The sequence below is a fragment of the Microbacterium marinum genome (assembly GCF_014204835.1).
GTDB classification, from domain to species: Bacteria; Actinomycetota; Actinomycetes; order Actinomycetales; family Microbacteriaceae; genus Microbacterium; species Microbacterium marinum.
This window is the reverse complement of sequence record NZ_JACHMD010000001.1, coordinates 2,820,996-2,836,107: the sequence shown is the minus strand read 5'-3', so window position 1 is coordinate 2,836,107 and position 15,112 is coordinate 2,820,996. Positions and strand designations below refer to the sequence as shown.

Annotated in this window: 18 protein-coding genes; 10 read left to right on the top strand and 8 right to left on the bottom strand. The window is 69.1% G+C overall.

Features of this window, described 5'->3' with window-relative positions:
- Positions 1-2 precede the first annotated feature (2 nt).
- Together BKA24_RS13990 and BKA24_RS13985 are read right to left on the bottom strand one after the other, a co-directional pair.
- Positions 3-674 carry a potassium channel family protein gene (locus tag BKA24_RS13990; RefSeq protein WP_184219523.1) on the bottom strand — a complete coding sequence of 224 codons (672 nt, stop codon included), beginning with the start codon at positions 672-674 and terminating at the stop codon, positions 3-5.
- Positions 667-2,109, bottom strand: a complete 1,443-nt coding sequence (locus BKA24_RS13985; RefSeq protein ID WP_184219520.1) for a TrkH family potassium uptake protein — start codon at positions 2,107-2,109, stop codon at positions 667-669. The genes BKA24_RS13990 and BKA24_RS13985 overlap by 8 nt, the downstream gene beginning before the upstream one ends.
- Positions 2,110-2,177: 68 nt before the next feature.
- On the opposite strand from BKA24_RS13985, the gene BKA24_RS13980 reads away from it, so the two are divergent.
- The 5 genes from BKA24_RS13980 (at position 2,178) to BKA24_RS13960 (ending at position 3,709) form a co-directional block, all read left to right on the top strand.
- Complete coding sequence (locus BKA24_RS13980; protein ID WP_184219517.1) at positions 2,178-2,585, top strand: ArsR/SmtB family transcription factor; 408 nt, start codon at positions 2,178-2,180, stop codon at positions 2,583-2,585.
- A 95-nt stretch (positions 2,586-2,680) separates the two neighbouring features.
- Complete coding sequence (locus tag BKA24_RS13975) at positions 2,681-2,872, top strand: helix-turn-helix domain-containing protein (protein WP_184219513.1); 192 nt, start codon at positions 2,681-2,683, stop codon at positions 2,870-2,872.
- An 82-nt stretch (positions 2,873-2,954) separates the two neighbouring features.
- Positions 2,955-3,053, top strand: a complete 99-nt coding sequence (locus tag BKA24_RS13970) for a 30S ribosomal protein bS22 (RefSeq protein WP_003792170.1) — start codon at positions 2,955-2,957, stop codon at positions 3,051-3,053.
- 102 nt (positions 3,054-3,155) lie between these two features.
- Entirely contained in the window at positions 3,156-3,413 is a 258-nt protein-coding gene (locus BKA24_RS13965; protein ID WP_184219510.1) for a glutaredoxin family protein, read from the top strand.
- Positions 3,410-3,709, top strand: a complete 300-nt coding sequence (locus BKA24_RS13960) for a Dabb family protein (protein ID WP_184219507.1) — start codon at positions 3,410-3,412, stop codon at positions 3,707-3,709. The genes BKA24_RS13965 and BKA24_RS13960 overlap by 4 nt, the downstream gene beginning before the upstream one ends.
- A 9-nt stretch (positions 3,710-3,718) precedes the next feature.
- Here the strand turns inward: BKA24_RS13960 and BKA24_RS13955 are convergent, their stop codons facing one another.
- The 6 genes from BKA24_RS13955 to aspS all read right to left on the bottom strand — a co-directional run bounded on the left by BKA24_RS13955 (position 3,719) and on the right by aspS (position 10,407).
- Positions 3,719-4,831, bottom strand: coding sequence for an ABC transporter ATP-binding protein (locus BKA24_RS13955; protein WP_184219504.1), 1,113 nt, complete (start codon positions 4,829-4,831; stop codon positions 3,719-3,721).
- On the bottom strand, positions 4,828-5,634 hold the full coding sequence (locus BKA24_RS13950) for an ABC transporter permease (RefSeq protein WP_184219501.1): 807 nt from the start codon (positions 5,632-5,634) through the stop codon (positions 4,828-4,830). The genes BKA24_RS13955 and BKA24_RS13950 overlap by 4 nt, the downstream gene beginning before the upstream one ends.
- The gene (locus tag BKA24_RS13945) at positions 5,622-6,581 is read right to left on the bottom strand and encodes an ABC transporter permease (RefSeq protein WP_184220825.1); all 960 of its coding nucleotides are present in this window, start codon (positions 6,579-6,581) and stop codon (positions 5,622-5,624) included. Before BKA24_RS13945 ends, BKA24_RS13950 begins: the two co-directional genes overlap by 13 nt.
- Positions 6,560-7,699: an ABC transporter substrate-binding protein gene (locus BKA24_RS13940; protein WP_184219498.1), complete on the bottom strand. Its 1,140-nt coding sequence runs from the start codon at positions 7,697-7,699 to the stop codon at positions 6,560-6,562. Before BKA24_RS13940 ends, BKA24_RS13945 begins: the two co-directional genes overlap by 22 nt.
- A gap of 138 nt (positions 7,700-7,837) precedes the next feature.
- A complete protein-coding gene (locus tag BKA24_RS13935) occupies positions 7,838-8,995 on the bottom strand; it encodes a mechanosensitive ion channel family protein (protein ID WP_184219495.1) in 1,158 nt (385 codons plus the stop codon).
- Between the two features lie 71 nt (positions 8,996-9,066).
- Positions 9,067-10,407 carry an aspartate--tRNA(Asn) ligase gene (aspS, locus tag BKA24_RS13930; RefSeq protein ID WP_184219491.1) on the bottom strand — a complete coding sequence of 447 codons (1,341 nt, stop codon included), beginning with the start codon at positions 10,405-10,407 and terminating at the stop codon, positions 9,067-9,069.
- Positions 10,408-10,568: 161 nt separating this feature from the next.
- Here aspS and BKA24_RS13925 point away from each other — a divergent pair, with 161 nt between their 5' ends.
- Genes BKA24_RS13925 through resB form a run of 5 tightly spaced genes read left to right on the top strand, consistent with a single transcriptional unit; the run spans position 10,569 to position 15,102 of the window.
- Positions 10,569-11,291, top strand: coding sequence for a DedA family protein (locus tag BKA24_RS13925; RefSeq protein ID WP_184219488.1), 723 nt, complete (start codon positions 10,569-10,571; stop codon positions 11,289-11,291).
- Positions 11,292-11,314: 23 nt separating this feature from the next.
- A complete protein-coding gene (locus BKA24_RS13920; protein ID WP_184219485.1) occupies positions 11,315-11,944 on the top strand; it encodes a histidine phosphatase family protein in 630 nt (209 codons plus the stop codon).
- Entirely contained in the window at positions 11,941-12,540 is a 600-nt protein-coding gene (locus BKA24_RS13915; protein WP_184219482.1) for a TlpA family protein disulfide reductase, read from the top strand. Before BKA24_RS13920 ends, BKA24_RS13915 begins: the two co-directional genes overlap by 4 nt.
- On the top strand, positions 12,537-13,340 hold the full coding sequence (locus BKA24_RS13910; protein ID WP_184219479.1) for a cytochrome c biogenesis protein CcdA: 804 nt from the start codon (positions 12,537-12,539) through the stop codon (positions 13,338-13,340). The genes BKA24_RS13915 and BKA24_RS13910 overlap by 4 nt, the downstream gene beginning before the upstream one ends.
- Positions 13,321-15,102, top strand: coding sequence for a cytochrome c biogenesis protein ResB (gene resB, locus BKA24_RS13905; protein WP_343066129.1), 1,782 nt, complete (start codon positions 13,321-13,323; stop codon positions 15,100-15,102). The genes BKA24_RS13910 and resB overlap by 20 nt, the downstream gene beginning before the upstream one ends.
- Positions 15,103-15,112: the final 10 nt, after the last annotated feature.

Here is a 15,112-nt window from a genome sequence, read left to right as displayed (position 1 = left end):
GATCAGCGGTCGAGCGAGGCGAACCGCTCGATGTCGGAGTTGGTGCCCGAAACGATGATCAGGTCGTGGTTGGTGACGACGGTGTTCGCCTCGGCATAGCGGAACGGCTTGCCCGGGCTTTTCACGCCGACGACCGTCACGTTGTACTTCGACCGCACGCCCGACTCGTTCAGGCCGACGCCCCGGATGAAGCGCGGCGGGTACATCTTGGCCAGCACGAAGTCGTCGTCGAACCGGATGAAGTCCAGCATCCGGCCGCTGACGAGGTGCGCGACGCGCTCGCCGGCCTCGCGCTCCGGATAGATCACGTGGTTCGCGCCCACGCGGGACAGGATCTTGCCGTGCGACTGCGAGACGGCCTTCGCCCAGATCTGCGGCACCTTCAGATCGACGAGGTTGGCCGTGATCAGCACCGACGCCTCGATCGACGATCCGACGGCGACCACGGCCACCTGGAAGTCCTGCGCACCGATCTGCTTCAGCGCCTCGATGTTGCGCGCGTCGGCCTGCACCGCGTGAGTGACCCGCTCCGACCACTTCTGCACGAGGTCGAGGTTCCCGTCGATGGCGAGGACGTCGCGATCGAGGCGGTCCAGCTCGCCCGCACAGGCGGCTCCGAATCGGCCGAGACCGATCACCAGGACGGGGGCGTCGCTGCGCAGCTGCTCAACCAACGATGGGCCTTTCGACGGGCAGCGAGTAGAGCTGCGAACGACTGGTCGCGGCCACGGCCGCGGCGAGAGTCACTGTACCAACGCGCCCCATGAACATCGTGGCGGCCATGACGTAGACGGCCGGGTCGGGGAGTTCCGCGGTGAGGCCGGTCGACAGGCCCACTGTTGCGAATCCGGAGATGACGTCGAAGAGGACGTCCTCGACGGGCGCACCAGTCATGCGGGTGATGACGATCGTCGAGAGCGCGACGATCGTGGCGCCCCAGGCGACAACCGAGAGCGCAACGCGCTGGACGTCGCTGGGGATGCGGCGGCCGAACGCCGAGACGCTCTGGCGGCCTTTCGCCTCGGACCATACCGCGAGGGCGAGGACCGCGAGTGTCGTCACCTTGATGCCACCGGCGGTGGATGCCGAGCCGCCGCCGACGAACATGAGCATGCAACCGACGACGAGCGACGCGCCGCCGAGCGACCCCACATCGACGACCGCGAAGCCACCGGATCGGGTCATCGCGGAGAGGAAGAACGCCTGGAACGTGGTATCCCACGCGTCCATCGACCCGAAGGTCTTCGGGTTGTCGTACTCGAGGATGAGGAACGCGGCGGCGCCGACGACGAACAGCACCGTGGTTGTGATGACGGTGAGCTTCGCGTGGAGCGTCCAGCGGCGCAGGTGCCAGCGTTGCCGCGCGAGGGCGAAGATCACCGGGAAGCCGATCGAACCGAGGAACACACCGGTCATGAGCAGTGTCATGAACAGGTAGTTCTGCTCGAAGGGGATGAGCCCCTCGGCGTTCGGGGTGAAACCCGTGTTCGTGAACGCCATCGCCGAGTAGAACGGTGCTTCCCACAGTGCAGTGAGCGGGTCGATCCCGCTCGCGAGCATCGTCGGATAGATCAGGATCGCGAGGGCGGCCTCGATGACGAGCGTCGAGAGGGCGACCGTCGACAACAGCGCACCCACCTCACCCAGGCGGACCGTCTGCCCCTCGTTGACGGGTCCGCCGTGCGCGCGCAGGGGGTTGCTGTCGCCCGCGGCGAGGAGCTTCGCGCGCAGGCCGAGGCGCTTCGCGATGACGAGACCGAGGATCGACGCGAGGGTCAGCACACCCATCGCCCCGACGTTCACGCCGATGTAGACGAGCACGTGACCGAAGGGCGACCAGTGCGTGCTCATGTCGACGGTCGACAGGCCCGTCACGCAGATCGTGGACACGGCCGTGAACAGGGCGTCCGCCAGCGGAGTGGGCCGGCCGTCCGCAGCCGCGATGGGCAGCGAGAACAGGGCCGTGAACAGCAGGATGAGGGCCGAGAAAATGAGGACGGCGAAACGGGACGGCGAGGCGGTGGCCAGATCCTTCAGCGCGGAGAACACGCGTCGATGCCAAGCCGGGCCGCCCCGGGGGGCGCGCGCATCGACGGTCGTTCCCGCCATCTGGCGCCCCTTCCTCGTTCGGATGGTTGTCATGGTACTCCGGCGCTCGCGCGGGCTAACCTAACGTCATGGCGGACATCTTCGACGTGATCGCCGACGGCACCCGTCGGGACATCCTTCAGCTGCTGCGTGAACGCGGGGAGTCCGGGCAGGACGGGACGAGCGTCTCGCAGATCGTGTCGACCCTCGGTGTCAGCCAGCCGACCGTCTCCAAGCACCTCAAGGTGCTTCGGGAGGCCTCCCTGGTCTCGGTGCGCGAGGTCGGGCAGCACCGCTACTACAGCCTCTCGCCCGCCCCGCTCGACGAGGTCGACGACTGGCTCCTGCCCTTCCTCACCACCGGCGAAGACGGCGTCGGGTATGCCCCCGTGCCCCTGCCGGAGAGTGCCGCACACGCGGCGGAGGTCGTCGGGCGCGCCGCGGCATCCGCCAAGCACGCCGTCACCAGCGTGTTCAGCAAGCTGCCCGGGCGCTGAACCGGCGGATCACAGCCGTCACATCGGTTTACACCGGTCACACGCAGGCCCTACTGTTAGGTGATTCATCACAGGGGACTCATAAGGGGACACAGATGTCGGGCATCTCGGATGTGCGCTTTCTCACCGTTGCGGAGGTGGCGGACCTCATGCGCGTGTCGAAGATGACCGTCTACCGCCTCGTCCACTCCGGAGAGCTCCCCGCAGTGCGCTTCGGTCGCAGCTATCGGGTTCCCGAAACGGCGGTCACCGAGGCACTGCAACGGCCTATCGCCGACGTCGGCTAGACTGATCCGAGGCATTTTTTCCGTTGTGCCGTTCCCGGACGCGAACACCGCGCGTCCAGACCCCGATCTAGTGAGGTTTCCCGTGGGTTCAGTCATCAAGAAGCGCCGCAAGCGCATGGCGAAGAAGAAGCACCGCAAGCTGCTTCGCAAGACTCGCCACCAGCGCCGCAACAAGAAGTAACGCGGCACCGCAACACCAAGCGCCCCCGATCGGTCCGCCGATCGCCGGGGCGCTTCGTGTTTCCTGCGCTCGCCGGTGCGTGCGCAGGGGAGAATGGATGCCGTGACCTCGCTGACCCTCATCTCGAAACCCGACTGCCATCTCTGCGACGTCGCTCGCGAGATCGTCGAGACTGTTGTCGCCGATCTGCCCGAGGGCCGGGTCGCGATCGAGGAGCTCTCGATCGCGGACGACCCCGCGCTGTACGCGCAGTGGTGGGAGAAGATCCCCGTCGTCCTCGTCGACGGTGAGCTGCACGCGCACTGGCGCGTGTCGGCCGACCGTCTGCGCGCCGCCCTCGCCGAAGGAGTCTCCGCATGATCCGTCACGTCGTCGTCTGGGCCATGGCCGCCGAGGATGCCGCTGTCCGCACCGAGCATGCGACCGAGGTGGCGCGCCTGCTGCGCGGGCTCGTCGGCGTCGTCCCCGCGATCCGGTCGCTGTCGGTGGGCGTCAACGACCCCGCCGTCGCCGGCAACGCCGATGTCGCCGTCGTGATCGACCTCGACGACCTCGCCGCGCTGGAGGCGTATCAGACGCACCCGGCGCACCAGGCGGTCGTGGGTTACATCCGCAGTGTCACCGGCGGCCGGATGGCGGTCGACTTCACCCTCTGATCGGGCGCATCAGTCTGCGGCACGCACCGTCACCGGCACGGGTGCGAGGGCGATCCGCACCCGCTGACCGAACTCGAGGCGTTCGCCGGCGGGATGCTGCAGTCGCACGAGCGTTCCGTCGTCGGTGCGCACGAGGGTGCGCCGGATGCTGCCGAGGAACGTGCTCTCCTCCACGACGGCCGCGACACCCTGACCCTCGCCGACGAGACGGACGTTCTCGGGTCGCACCAGCACCTCCACGTCACCGGTGGCGGCTTCGCCCTGCACCGGCAGCACCGAGCCCCACACGGTGACCGCGTTCCCCCCTCCGACACCGGCGACCGCGCTCGACAGCCCCACGAACGCCGCGACCCGGGCGGAAGCGGGCCTCAGGTAGAGGTCCTCGGGCGTGCCGATCTGCTCGATGCGCCCGGCATCCATCACCGCGATGCGGTCGGAGACGGCGAGAGCTTCCTCCTGGTCGTGCGTGACGAACACGGTCGTCGTCCCGAGTCGCAGCTGGATGCGGCGGATCTCATCGCGCAGCTGCACGCGGACCTTCGCGTCGAGGGCGGACAGCGGCTCGTCCAGGAGAAGCACGCGCGGCTCGGTCACCAGTGCCCGGGCGAGGGCGACGCGCTGCTGCTGACCACCGGACAGCTGATGGGGATAGCGGTCGGCGAGGTGCCCGAGGCCGACCAGATCGAGCGCCTCGCCGGACCGGCGGCGTGCCGAGGCGGCATCCACTCGTCGGCGGCGCAGGCCGAAGGCGACGTTCTCGATCACCCGGAGGTGGGGGAACAGCGAGTACGCCTGGAAGACCATGCCGATGTCGCGTTTGTTGGTGGCGACGCGGGAGACGTCGGTGCCGGCGAACGCGACCGAGCCCGCTGTCGCGCGTTCCAGTCCCGAGATCACCCGCAGCGCCGTCGTCTTTCCGCAGCCCGACGGGCCGAGGAGCGACACGAATTCGCCCGGGGCGATGTCGAGGTCGACGCCGTGCAGCACCCGGGTCGTGCCGTAGTCCTTGACGATGCCGCGCAGTTCGACCCGCGTGCCTTCTCCGGCTCCCGCCAGCAGGGCGTTGTCCGCGGTGCGCGGCAGGGGCCGGCCCGCGTCCGTGGCGGTGGTCGTGTCGGTCATGGGTTCTTCCTTCCGGCGCCGACGCGTCCCGCGCGGCCGATGATGAGCAGCAGGAGGAACGCGAAGGCCAGCGCCAGGAGCGTGAAGATCGCGGACGCCCAGGCATCCTGCTTGTTGATGACGACGAGACCCGTCTGCAGCACCTGGCGGTTCAGCAGCGACGCGATCGTAAACTCGCCGAGGACGACGGCGACCGAGATGAGGGATGCCGCGAGCAGGCCCTGGCGGAGGTTCGGCGCGATGATCCTCAGGAGCACCGACGGCCATCCGGCGCCCAGGGTGCGAGCCGCCTCCGACAGGGTGCGCAGGTCGATCGCGTCGATCGATGCCTGGATCGAACGATAGGCGAAGGGGAGCACGAGCACGCCGTAGGCGAAGGCCAGCGTCCAGGCGCCCGTCCCGAACGTGCGACCGATCTGCAGGTAGATGGGCGCGAGACCCACGACCAGGACGATCGCCGGGATCGTGATCGGCAGGAGAGCCAGGAACTCGAACGCACGGCGCAGGCGCGGGAAGCGAAGGGAGACGAGCACCATCGTGGGGGCGAAGAGGAACAGCACGATCGCGACGGTGACCAGGGCGAGGGTGAGGGAGTTCACGAGCCCCGTCCAGACCGGGCGGTACTTCGACGCCAGCTCCGGGTCGAACAGGGCCGCCCAGCGGCTCAGTGTCCAGCCGTCGGGGGAGGAGATCGTGTAGAGCACCGTGGCCACGAACGGCACCGCGAAGACGCCGCCGACCACGACCCCGATGATCCACCGCGTCGCGCGCGAGGGCGCGAGCAGGCCGCTCACGACTGCCACCGCGCGGCCCGGCGCTGGATGAGCGCGTAGACGGCCATCACCACACCCACCACGAGGATCATGCCGAGCGCCAGCGCACCCGCCAGGTTCTCGCGTCCGAGGACGGTCTCACTGGTGAGGGCGGTGCGGATCTGCAGCGGGACGATCTGCGACCCCTGGCTGGCCAGCGCCGCCGCCGTGGCGTACGAGCTGAAGGCGTTCGCGAACAGCAGCAGGAAGCTCGCGAGGAACGAGGGGGCGAGCACGGGGAAACCGATCGTGGGCCAGAACGAGGCCCTCGTCCCGCCCAGCGTCAGGTGCGCCTCGACCCACTGCGGCTTCAGGGCGGCCAGCGCCGGCATGAAGGTGATGACCATCAGCGGCACCTGGAACACGACGTAGGCGGGGATGAGCCCCGGCAGGGCGTAGATCCATGCGCCCCCGGCGAAGATGTCGAGGCCGAACACATCGTCCAGCAGACGCGTCACCACGCCCTGCGTGCCGATCGTCGCGACGAGCACGAAGGCCAGCATGACGCCGCCGAACTGAGCGAGCACCCCCGACGCGGCATCCACCGTCGTGCGGACGAATCCGGTCTCGGGCAGCCCCAGCATCGCGAAGCAGACGAGCGCACCTGTGGCGGCGCCGATGGCGGCGGTGAGGAGGGAGACCCACGTCGAGTTGCCGAAGGTGGCGAGCACCACGGGGTCGACGAGGGCGGCGATGTTGTCGCCGGTCAGCGCGCCGTCGCCGTCGAAGAGGCCGGTCATCAGCGCGAGCACCGTCGGGAGCACGAGGAACGCGCCGAGGTACGCCGCAAACGGCACGAGCCCCAGCCACGCCCCGCCTGGGCGCCGTGCCGCCCGAGGGGCGGGAGCGGTGTGCTCCCGTCCCTCGGGAGAGGGGGTCGGGGAACCCGCGAGCGGGTTCCCCGACGTCAGCGTCGTCACTGGACCGCGGCGGCCCAGTTCGCGCCGAGCAGCTCACCGGCGGCGGTGGACTGCTCCTCGGTCGGGACGACCGTCTCGGCGGGGGCCTCGGGCAGTGCCGCGGCGAGGTCCTCGTCGATGGTGCCGGCCTCGATCATGGCTTCCATCCGCACGGGGCGGGCGCCGCCCTTCAGCCACAGGTTCTGGACCTCGTCGCTGTAGAGGAACTCCTGCCACAGGCGCGCGGCGGCCGGGTTGGGCGCGTCGACGTTGATGGCCTGGTTGTAGTAGCCCGCGTAGCCGGTGCCGTCGAAGACGACCGTCTCCCAGGTGGGGACGTCGGCCTTGTGGGCGGCGTTCAGGTAGTCCCAGTCGAAGACGACCGGCGTCTCGCCGCTGGCGACCGTGGCGCTGGTCACGTCGAGCTTCAGCATGTTGCCGGCCGCGTTGAGCTCGGAGAAGAAGTCGATGCCGGGCTGGAAGTCGTCGAGCGAGCCACCGGACTGGACCGAGGCCAGGCCGACGGCCGCGAAGGCTGCGCCCGCCGCGGTCGGGTCGCCGTTGATGGCCACGGCGCCGCGGTAGTCGTCCCCGAGCAGGTCGGCGAGCTCCGCGGGTGCCTCGAACTTCGCGGAGTCGTAGCCGACCGACATGTACCCGCCGTAGTCGCCGACGAACAGGCCGGTGGGCTCCTTGAGCGCGTCGGGGATGTCATCCCAGTTCTCGACCTGATACGGGGCGAAGTGATCGGTGCTCTGGAGGGCGACGGTCAGGCCCAGGTCGAAGACGTCGGGAGCGGTGTCGAGACCCTTGTTGGTCTCGGCGGCGGTGATCTCCTCGGCGCTCGAGACGTCGGGGGACTGCTCGTTGATCGTGATCTCGGGGTAACGCTCGGCGAAGAGGTCGAGAATCTCGCCGTAGTTCGCCCAGTCGCGCGGCAGCGCGATGACGTTGAGGTTGCCCTCGGCCTTCGCTGCGGCTTCGAGCTCTTCGAAGCTGCCGAAGTCGGCGACGCTGGTCGCTGTGGATGCTGTGGACTCGTCGCCGGCGGCGGCGTTCTCGGTGTCGGGGGAGCCGGCGCACGCGGCGAGCGAGAGCGCGGCGATCGTGGTGAGTGCGAGCGCAGCGTACGCGCGGCGCGGGTGGTTGCGGGACATCGTTTTCCTCTCGGGTGATCCGGCGCCGCTCGGGAGGGCGACGTCGGAGGGGACGAGGGGAAGCTACGGCGCGCGGGTGACCCGGGCGGGCCGCTGCGGTGAACGATCGGTGACGCCCGGGTGGCGAGACGCCGCGGCTCAACGCGGGTCGGTGTCCACCGTGGGGATGGCGTTCGTGAAGGTCTGCGCGCGGCGTTCCGCGTCGGCATTGCCGGTGAACAGGCCGTCGGCGGCCGGCGCGGCATCCGTGTCGTGGGTCGAGGTGGGCGCGGGTTCGGTGACCATCACGCGCTGCACCGGGAGGGCCGCCGGCATGGTCTGCTGCACCCACACCACCATGGCCTCCCGCACGAGGCACCGTAGGTCGAACAGGGTGGGTGCGTCTTTCGCGGTGACGAGGATGCGGACCCGCACCGCGCCGCCGGTGGCCTCGGTCACCTGGAGGACGGACGCGCGGCCGTCCCACAGGTCGGTCTGCGCGAGCACGGCGCCCAGATGCTCGCGCATCAGCGCGGGCGACACGCGCCAGTCGAGGTCGAACTCCACCGCTCCCAGCAGCTCCGATCCCTTCCGGGTCCAGTTCTGGAACGGCGTCGTCGTGAAGTACGTGCACGGCAGCACGAGTCGTCGGTCGTCCCACAGATCGAGCACGACGTAGCTGAGGGTGATCTCGCCCACGCGCCCCCACTCGCCCTCGGCGACGACGACGTCGTCGACGCGGAGCGCGTCGCTGAAGACGAGCTGCAGCCCCGCGAAGACGTTCGCGAGGACCGACTGCGCGGCGAGCCCCGCGACCACCGAGGCGATGCCGGCGGATGCCAGGACGCTCGCGCCCACCGCGCGGACGGCGTCGAAGGTGAGGAGCACCGCACCGAGGGCGATGACGACCACCAGGACGATCGCGAGACGCCGGACGATCAGCATCTGCGTGCGGATGCGGCGCGCGACCCGGTTGTCGGGCACGTCGATGCGGTACCGGCCGAGGGCGACGTCGGTGACGACGACCACGAGAGAACCGAGCAGCCAGGCGCTCGCTGCGATGGCCGCAATGGTGAGGACGTGGACGAGGGTGGGGAGCAGTTCGCGGTGCGGGAAGGCGATCTGCGTCGCCGCCCACAGGCCCGCTATCAGGAGGATCGTGCGGAACGGATGCCGCGCGTGCCGGACGAGGACCCCGGCCCATTCACGACGACGAGCGATGATCCGCACGGTCAGCGACACGAGTGCCGCGACGATGACCGCGGCGACGATCGCGATGGCGACGGCGATGCCGTACGTCAGCCAGTTCTCCCACATGACACGTGGCTCCCTCCGGGTCGGAGGGAGCCACGTTACGGAATGCGTGTTTCCGTCTGCAAAGCCTTGCGTTACGGGGCGAGCCGTGTCGGTCCGCGGAAGAGGTACGTGACCTCGCGGATCGACGATTCGCCGAGCAGCAGCATGAGCACGCGCGCGAGGCCCATGCCGAAGCCACCGTGCGGCGGGGCGCCGTAGCGGAAGAAGTCGAGGTAGAAGTCGAGGTGCTCGGGGTCGAGACCCTTCTCCTTCGCCTGCTCGATCAGCACGTCGACGCGGTGCTCGCGCTGCGCGCCCGTGGTGATCTCGACACCGTTGAACAGCAGGTCGTACGACTTGGTGAGCCCCGTCTCCTCGTCGCGCATGTGGTAGAACGCGCGGATCTCGGGGTGGTAGTCGGTGATGAAGACGAACTGGTGGCCGTACGTTTCGGCGACGTGCGCCGAAATCTGGCGCTCGCCCTCGGGGTCGAGATCGCCGTCGGTGCGGGGGATCTCGTAGCCACGGGCCGCGACGATCTCGCGCGCCTCGGCCAGAGGGATGCGCGGGAACGGGGTGGCAGGCACCTGCACGTCGACACCGAACAGCTCGGCGATCTCGGCGCCGTGCTTGTCCTTCACCGCCTGGAACGCGAACTGCAGGAGCTCTTCCTGCATCGCGGCGACGTCTTCGTGCGAGTCGATCCAGCTGATCTCCGCGTCGATCGAGGTGAACTCGGTCGCGTGGCGCGATGTGAACGACGGGTCGGCGCGGAACACGTCTCCGATCTCGAAGATCTTGCCGAAGCCGGCCGACTGCGCCATCTGCTTGAAGAACTGCGGGCTCTGCGCGAGGTAGGCCGTCTTGTCCTCGAAGTAGGGCACCTCGAACAGCTCGGCGGCGGACTCCGACGCCGAGGCCATGAGCTTGGGGGAGTGGATCTCGATGTAGTCGCGCTCGATCCAGTAGGTGCGCATCGCGTGCTCGAGGGTCGTCTGCACACGGAAGATGAGGTTGTTGCGACGCTGACGCAGGTCGAGGAAGCGCCAGTCCATCCGCTTGTCGAGACCGGAGTCGGCCGCGATCGGGGTCTCCGGCAGAGCGGATGCCGCGATCTCGAGCCCCGCGAGCTTGATCTCGACGCCGCCGAGCTTGACGCGCTCGTCGTGCTTGAGCTCGCCGGTCGCCGTCAGGAAGGTGCCGGTGCTCAGTTCGGAGATGAGAGAGGTGAGCGCGAGCGCTGCGGCATCCTGTTCGGTGCCGTCCTCCGTCGGGCGAATGGCGGGATTCACCAGCTGCACGGCGCCGGTCTCATCGCGCAGGATGACGAACTGCACCTTCTTCTGATCACGGACGGTCTCCACCCATCCGGAGACGGAGACGAGGCCGTCTTCACGGGACTGCAGCTGCTGGACGAGAACGCGTTCACTCACGAGGGACGAGTCTACGCGGGGCGCCGGTTCGGGAAGCCCTCCCGGTGTCGTACGGCCATCCCCCAGGTGCGGCAGGGGAGGCCCGCATAGCCTGGAGGTTCAGGGGGACCGGTCTTCGACAGAGGACGGGCATCCGATCACCGAGCGCGAGAAGGCACCCGATGACCGAACAGATGCAGGCGGCGACGATTCGCGCGGCGGCACAATCCGACGGATCGTGGCTGTCCGCGCTCGCCGACTGGGTGGTGTCGCTGATGGAGATCATCGGCCCGCCGGGAGCCGCGGTCGCCGTCGGCCTCGACAACCTCTTCCCGCCGATCCCGAGCGAGGTCGTGCTGCCGATGGCGGGTCTGGCCGCCAGCCGGGGTTCCTTCACGCTCTTCGAAGCGATCGCCTGGACGACGTTCGGGTCGGTGTTCGGCGCCTACATCCTGTACTTCCTCGGCCGGTGGCTCGGAGCCGAGCGTCTCGCGCGCATCGCCGATCGCCTCCCGCTGGTCAGCGGCGAAGACGTCGAGAAGTCCGTCGCGTGGTTCGAGCGCCACGGCTCCGTCGCGGTGTTCTTCGGGCGCATGGTTCCGCTGTTCCGCAGTCTCATCTCGATACCCGCAGGCGTCGCGAAGATGCACTGGTGGAAGTTCGGCCTCCTGACGACGGCCGGAAGCCTCATCTGGAACTCGATCTTCGTGCTCGCAGGCTTCCTCCTCGGTGAGAACTGGCACATCGTCGAGCAGTATGCCGAGATCTTCCAGATGATCGTCATCGTCGTCGTGGTGGTCGCGATCGTCTGGTTCGTCGTGGTCCGCGTTCGGGCGGTCATCCGCGACCGCCGCGAGAGGGATGCCGACGCGAGCGGTGCCTCCGACGATTCAGGCTCCTCATAGGCGCTCCCTCGTAAACTTGCAGGGTGCCTGCAGCCCGACTCCACCTCGTGCGCCACGGAGAGGTCCACAACCCCGACCGTGTGCTCTACGGACGGCTGCCGGAGTTCCATCTGAGCGATGACGGCCATCGCATGGCCCGCGCCGCCGCAGAGCACGTGAAGAGCTCCGGCCGGCCCGTCCGCTCGCTCGTCTGCTCCCCGCTGGAGCGCACGCGCGAGTCTGCGGCCCCGTTCGCGGAGCTGTTCGGAGTGAAGCCTGTCGTCGATGCGCGAGTCATCGAGCCGACGAACGTCTTCGAAGGCCGCCGGATGCAGCGTGCGCTGCGCAACCCGATCAACTGGTGGCACCTGCGCACCCCTGCCCTCCCCAGCTGGGGCGAGCCCTACCTCGACGTCGTCGACCGCATGCAGGCGGCGATGCGGGACGCCTGGAACCGAACGCCGTCGGGTGACGCCGTCATCGTGTCCCACCAACTACCGATCTGGATCACCCACCTCTCCGTCGCCGGGCTCTCGCTGCGACACGACCCTCGCCGGCGCCGCTGCGATCTCTCCAGCATCACGAGCTTCGAGCTCGTCGGCGACGTGTGGCGTGAGGTCGATTACGCCGAGCCCGCGTCGACGGCGGGAGCGGTGGACGTAGGAGCCGTATGACCCGCCGCATTCTCGCCGCCATCGGCGTCCTCGCCCTGGCCGTCGGCCTCGCGGCCTGCACGGGGCAGAACGACGACCTCGCGGACACGTACCGTGAAGGCCGCAACCAGGGCTTCATCTCCGGCGACGGCCGTATCACCGAGATCCCGCTCGACGAGCGCGGCGACGCGGTGGAGTTCACCGGCACCGCTGTCGACGGGTCGACGATCTCGAGCGCTGACTATGCCGGAGAGGTCCTGGTCCTGAACTTCTGGTACGCCCAGTGCGGTCCGTGCCGCGCCGAGGCGCCCTTCCTTCAGTCCGCCTACACCGATACGCAGTCGGACGGGGCAGAGTTCCTCGGGATCAACATCTACGACGGGCCCGAGCAGGCGGCATCCTTCGACGAGACGTACGACATCACCTACCCGTCGATCCTCGCCCGGGGAGACGTCGATCTGAAGCTCGCGTTCGCCGACTGGACCTCCCTCCAGGCTGCGCCGACGACACTGGTGCTCGACCGCGAGGGCCGGGTGGCGGCCAGCCTGTTCGGACAGCTCGAGAGCGCCTCCATTTTGAAGACCCTCGTCGAGGACACCCTCGCGGAGGGGCAGTGAACCCCGGCGCCATCGTCGCCGACGGTGCACTCTGGATCGCCATCCCCCTGGCGGCACTGGCGGGACTCGTGTCGTTCCTCTCGCCGTGCGTGCTGCCGCTCGTCCCCGGTTACCTCGGCTTCCTCGGCGGCGCGGTCGCTCCGCGCGACGCGCGCCGGGAAGCGGCGGCCTCGGGCGGTGCCTCGACGGCTGTCGCCACAGCATCGCGCACGCGCGCCCCGGGGAGAGGGCGCCTGCTGTTCGGCGTCCTCCTCTTCATCGCGGGCTTCACCGTCGTCTTCCTCGCGATGGGGGTCTTCGCGGGCGCGATGGGTCGGGTCTTCATCGAGTACCAGGACGTCATCACGCGCGTCCTCGGCGCCGTCGTCATCGTGTTGGGCCTCGTCTTCGTGGGCGTGTTCGGTTTCGCGCAGCGCATCTACCGACCCCAGCTCCGCCAGAACCTCGGGCTCGTCGGCGCGCCCCTGCTGGGCGTTGCGATGGGCATCGGCTGGGCGCCGTGCATCGGCCCGACGCTCGCGACGATCCTGAGCATGGCGTACACGCAGGCCGATCCCGCGCGCGCGGGCGTCCTGGCCGTGGCCTACTCGCTCGGACTCGGCGTGCCCTTCATCCTGCTCGCCCTGGGCGCGACCTGGGCCACACGATCGGTGGCGTTCGTCCGACGCCACATCCGCGTCGTGAACATCGTCGGCGGCGTCCTGCTGATCGCCCTCGGCATCCTCATGGTGACCGGGGTCTGGACCGCGGTCATGTCCGCTTTCGCAGGGATGGTGAGCGGTGTCCCGACCTTCCTCTGACCGACCCGTCGACGGCCCGCTGCGTCCCAGCGACCACCTCGACCACGGGGACCGCCTCGAGAACAGTGATCGCCTCGCCGCCACCGGCGGCTCGTCGTCCGACGGTGCCCCGACGCAGCCCCAGCTCGGCATCGTGGGGTGGCTGCGCTGGGGATGGCGTCAGCTCACGAGCATGCGCACCGCGCTGGTGCTCCTGCTGCTGCTGGCCATCGCCGCGATCCCGGGTTCGCTCGTGCCGCAGCGCAGCGCCGATCCGAACGGCGTCTCGCAGTGGCGGGTGAACAACCCCGACCTCGTCGACCTCTTCGAGGCGCTGCAGCTGTTCGACGTGTACACGTCGGTGTGGTTCTCGTCGATCTACATCCTGCTGTTCATCTCGCTGATCGGCTGCGTGCTGCCGCGCACGAAGCATCACTGGAAGGCGCTGCGCCAGCGGCCGCCGCGCACGCCCGCGAGGCTCTCCCGACTCGACGATCACCTCGAGACGACCGCTGAGGTCCCCGAGGGTGAGGATGCCGCGTCGCACGCGTCGCACGCGATCGACCTCGCCCAGGCGCAGCTGCGCTCGGCGCGATACCGGGTCGAACGGTACGACCGCGACGGCGTGGCCTCGGTCTCGGCCGAGCGCGGATACATCCGCGAGACGGGCAACCTGCTCTTCCACGGCGCCCTCGTCGGCATCCTGATCTCCGTCGGGATCGGCGGCGGCTTCACCTACACCGGGCAGACCGTGATCACCGAGGGCGACGGCTTCGTGAACTCCCTGGGGCTCGGGTACACCTCGTTCAACCCCGGCCGGTTCGTCGACCGCGAGAACGGGCTGACGCCGTACTCCATCTCGCTCGACCGGTTCGATGTGACCTACACGCCGATCGGCGAAGCCGGCCAGGGGCAGTCGGGCGACTTCCAGGCGCACGTCACGACGCGCTTCCCGGGTGAGGCGCCGAAGACCGACGTCATCCGGGTGAACCATCCGATCACGATGGCCGGCGACCGCATCTATCTGATGGGCAACGGGTACGCGCCTACCATCACCGTCCGCAACGCCGAGGGCGAGGTCGTCTTCGGTGAGTCGGTGCCCTTCCTCCCGCAGGACGGCAACATGACCTCGCAGGGCGTCGTGAAGGTCGCGGACGGCATCGTGGGCGCCGACGGCTCCGCGGAGCAGCTGGGCCTCGTCGGCTTCTTCTACCCGACTGCGGGAAGCCTCGACACCGGCGCGCTCACCTCCATGTACGGCGACCTCCTCAATCCGCGGATGACCTTCTGGGTCTACGCGGGCGACCTGGGCATCGACGACGGCACGCCTCGGTCGGTGTACGCCCTCGATCCGACGGGGATGGAACAGCTCGCCGGCGGCGATTCCGGCCTGGCCTCCCTCGAGCTCGTCCCCGGTGAGACGGTCGACCTGCCGAACGGTCTCGGCACGATCACCTTCGAGGACGCGACCGCCGAAGGCGCTCCCGAGGCGGTCAAGCGCTACATCTCCCTCTCGGTGCACAACAACTCCGGGGCCATCTGGGTCCTCGTGTTCGCGATCCTCGCCCTCGTCGGACTCTTCGCCGCCCTCTTCGTGCCCCGTCGTCGGATGTGGGTCAAGGCGACCGCGGACGGTGACACCGTCCGACTCGAGTACGCGGGGCTCGCGCGCGGTGAGGACCCCGCCATCGCGCTCGCCGTCGCCGACCTCGAACGCGAGCATCGTGCCGCTCTGCAGGGCGAGACCGCAGCGGCCCGTGACCGTCAGGCGAACGTAAAATGAACGAACCCCA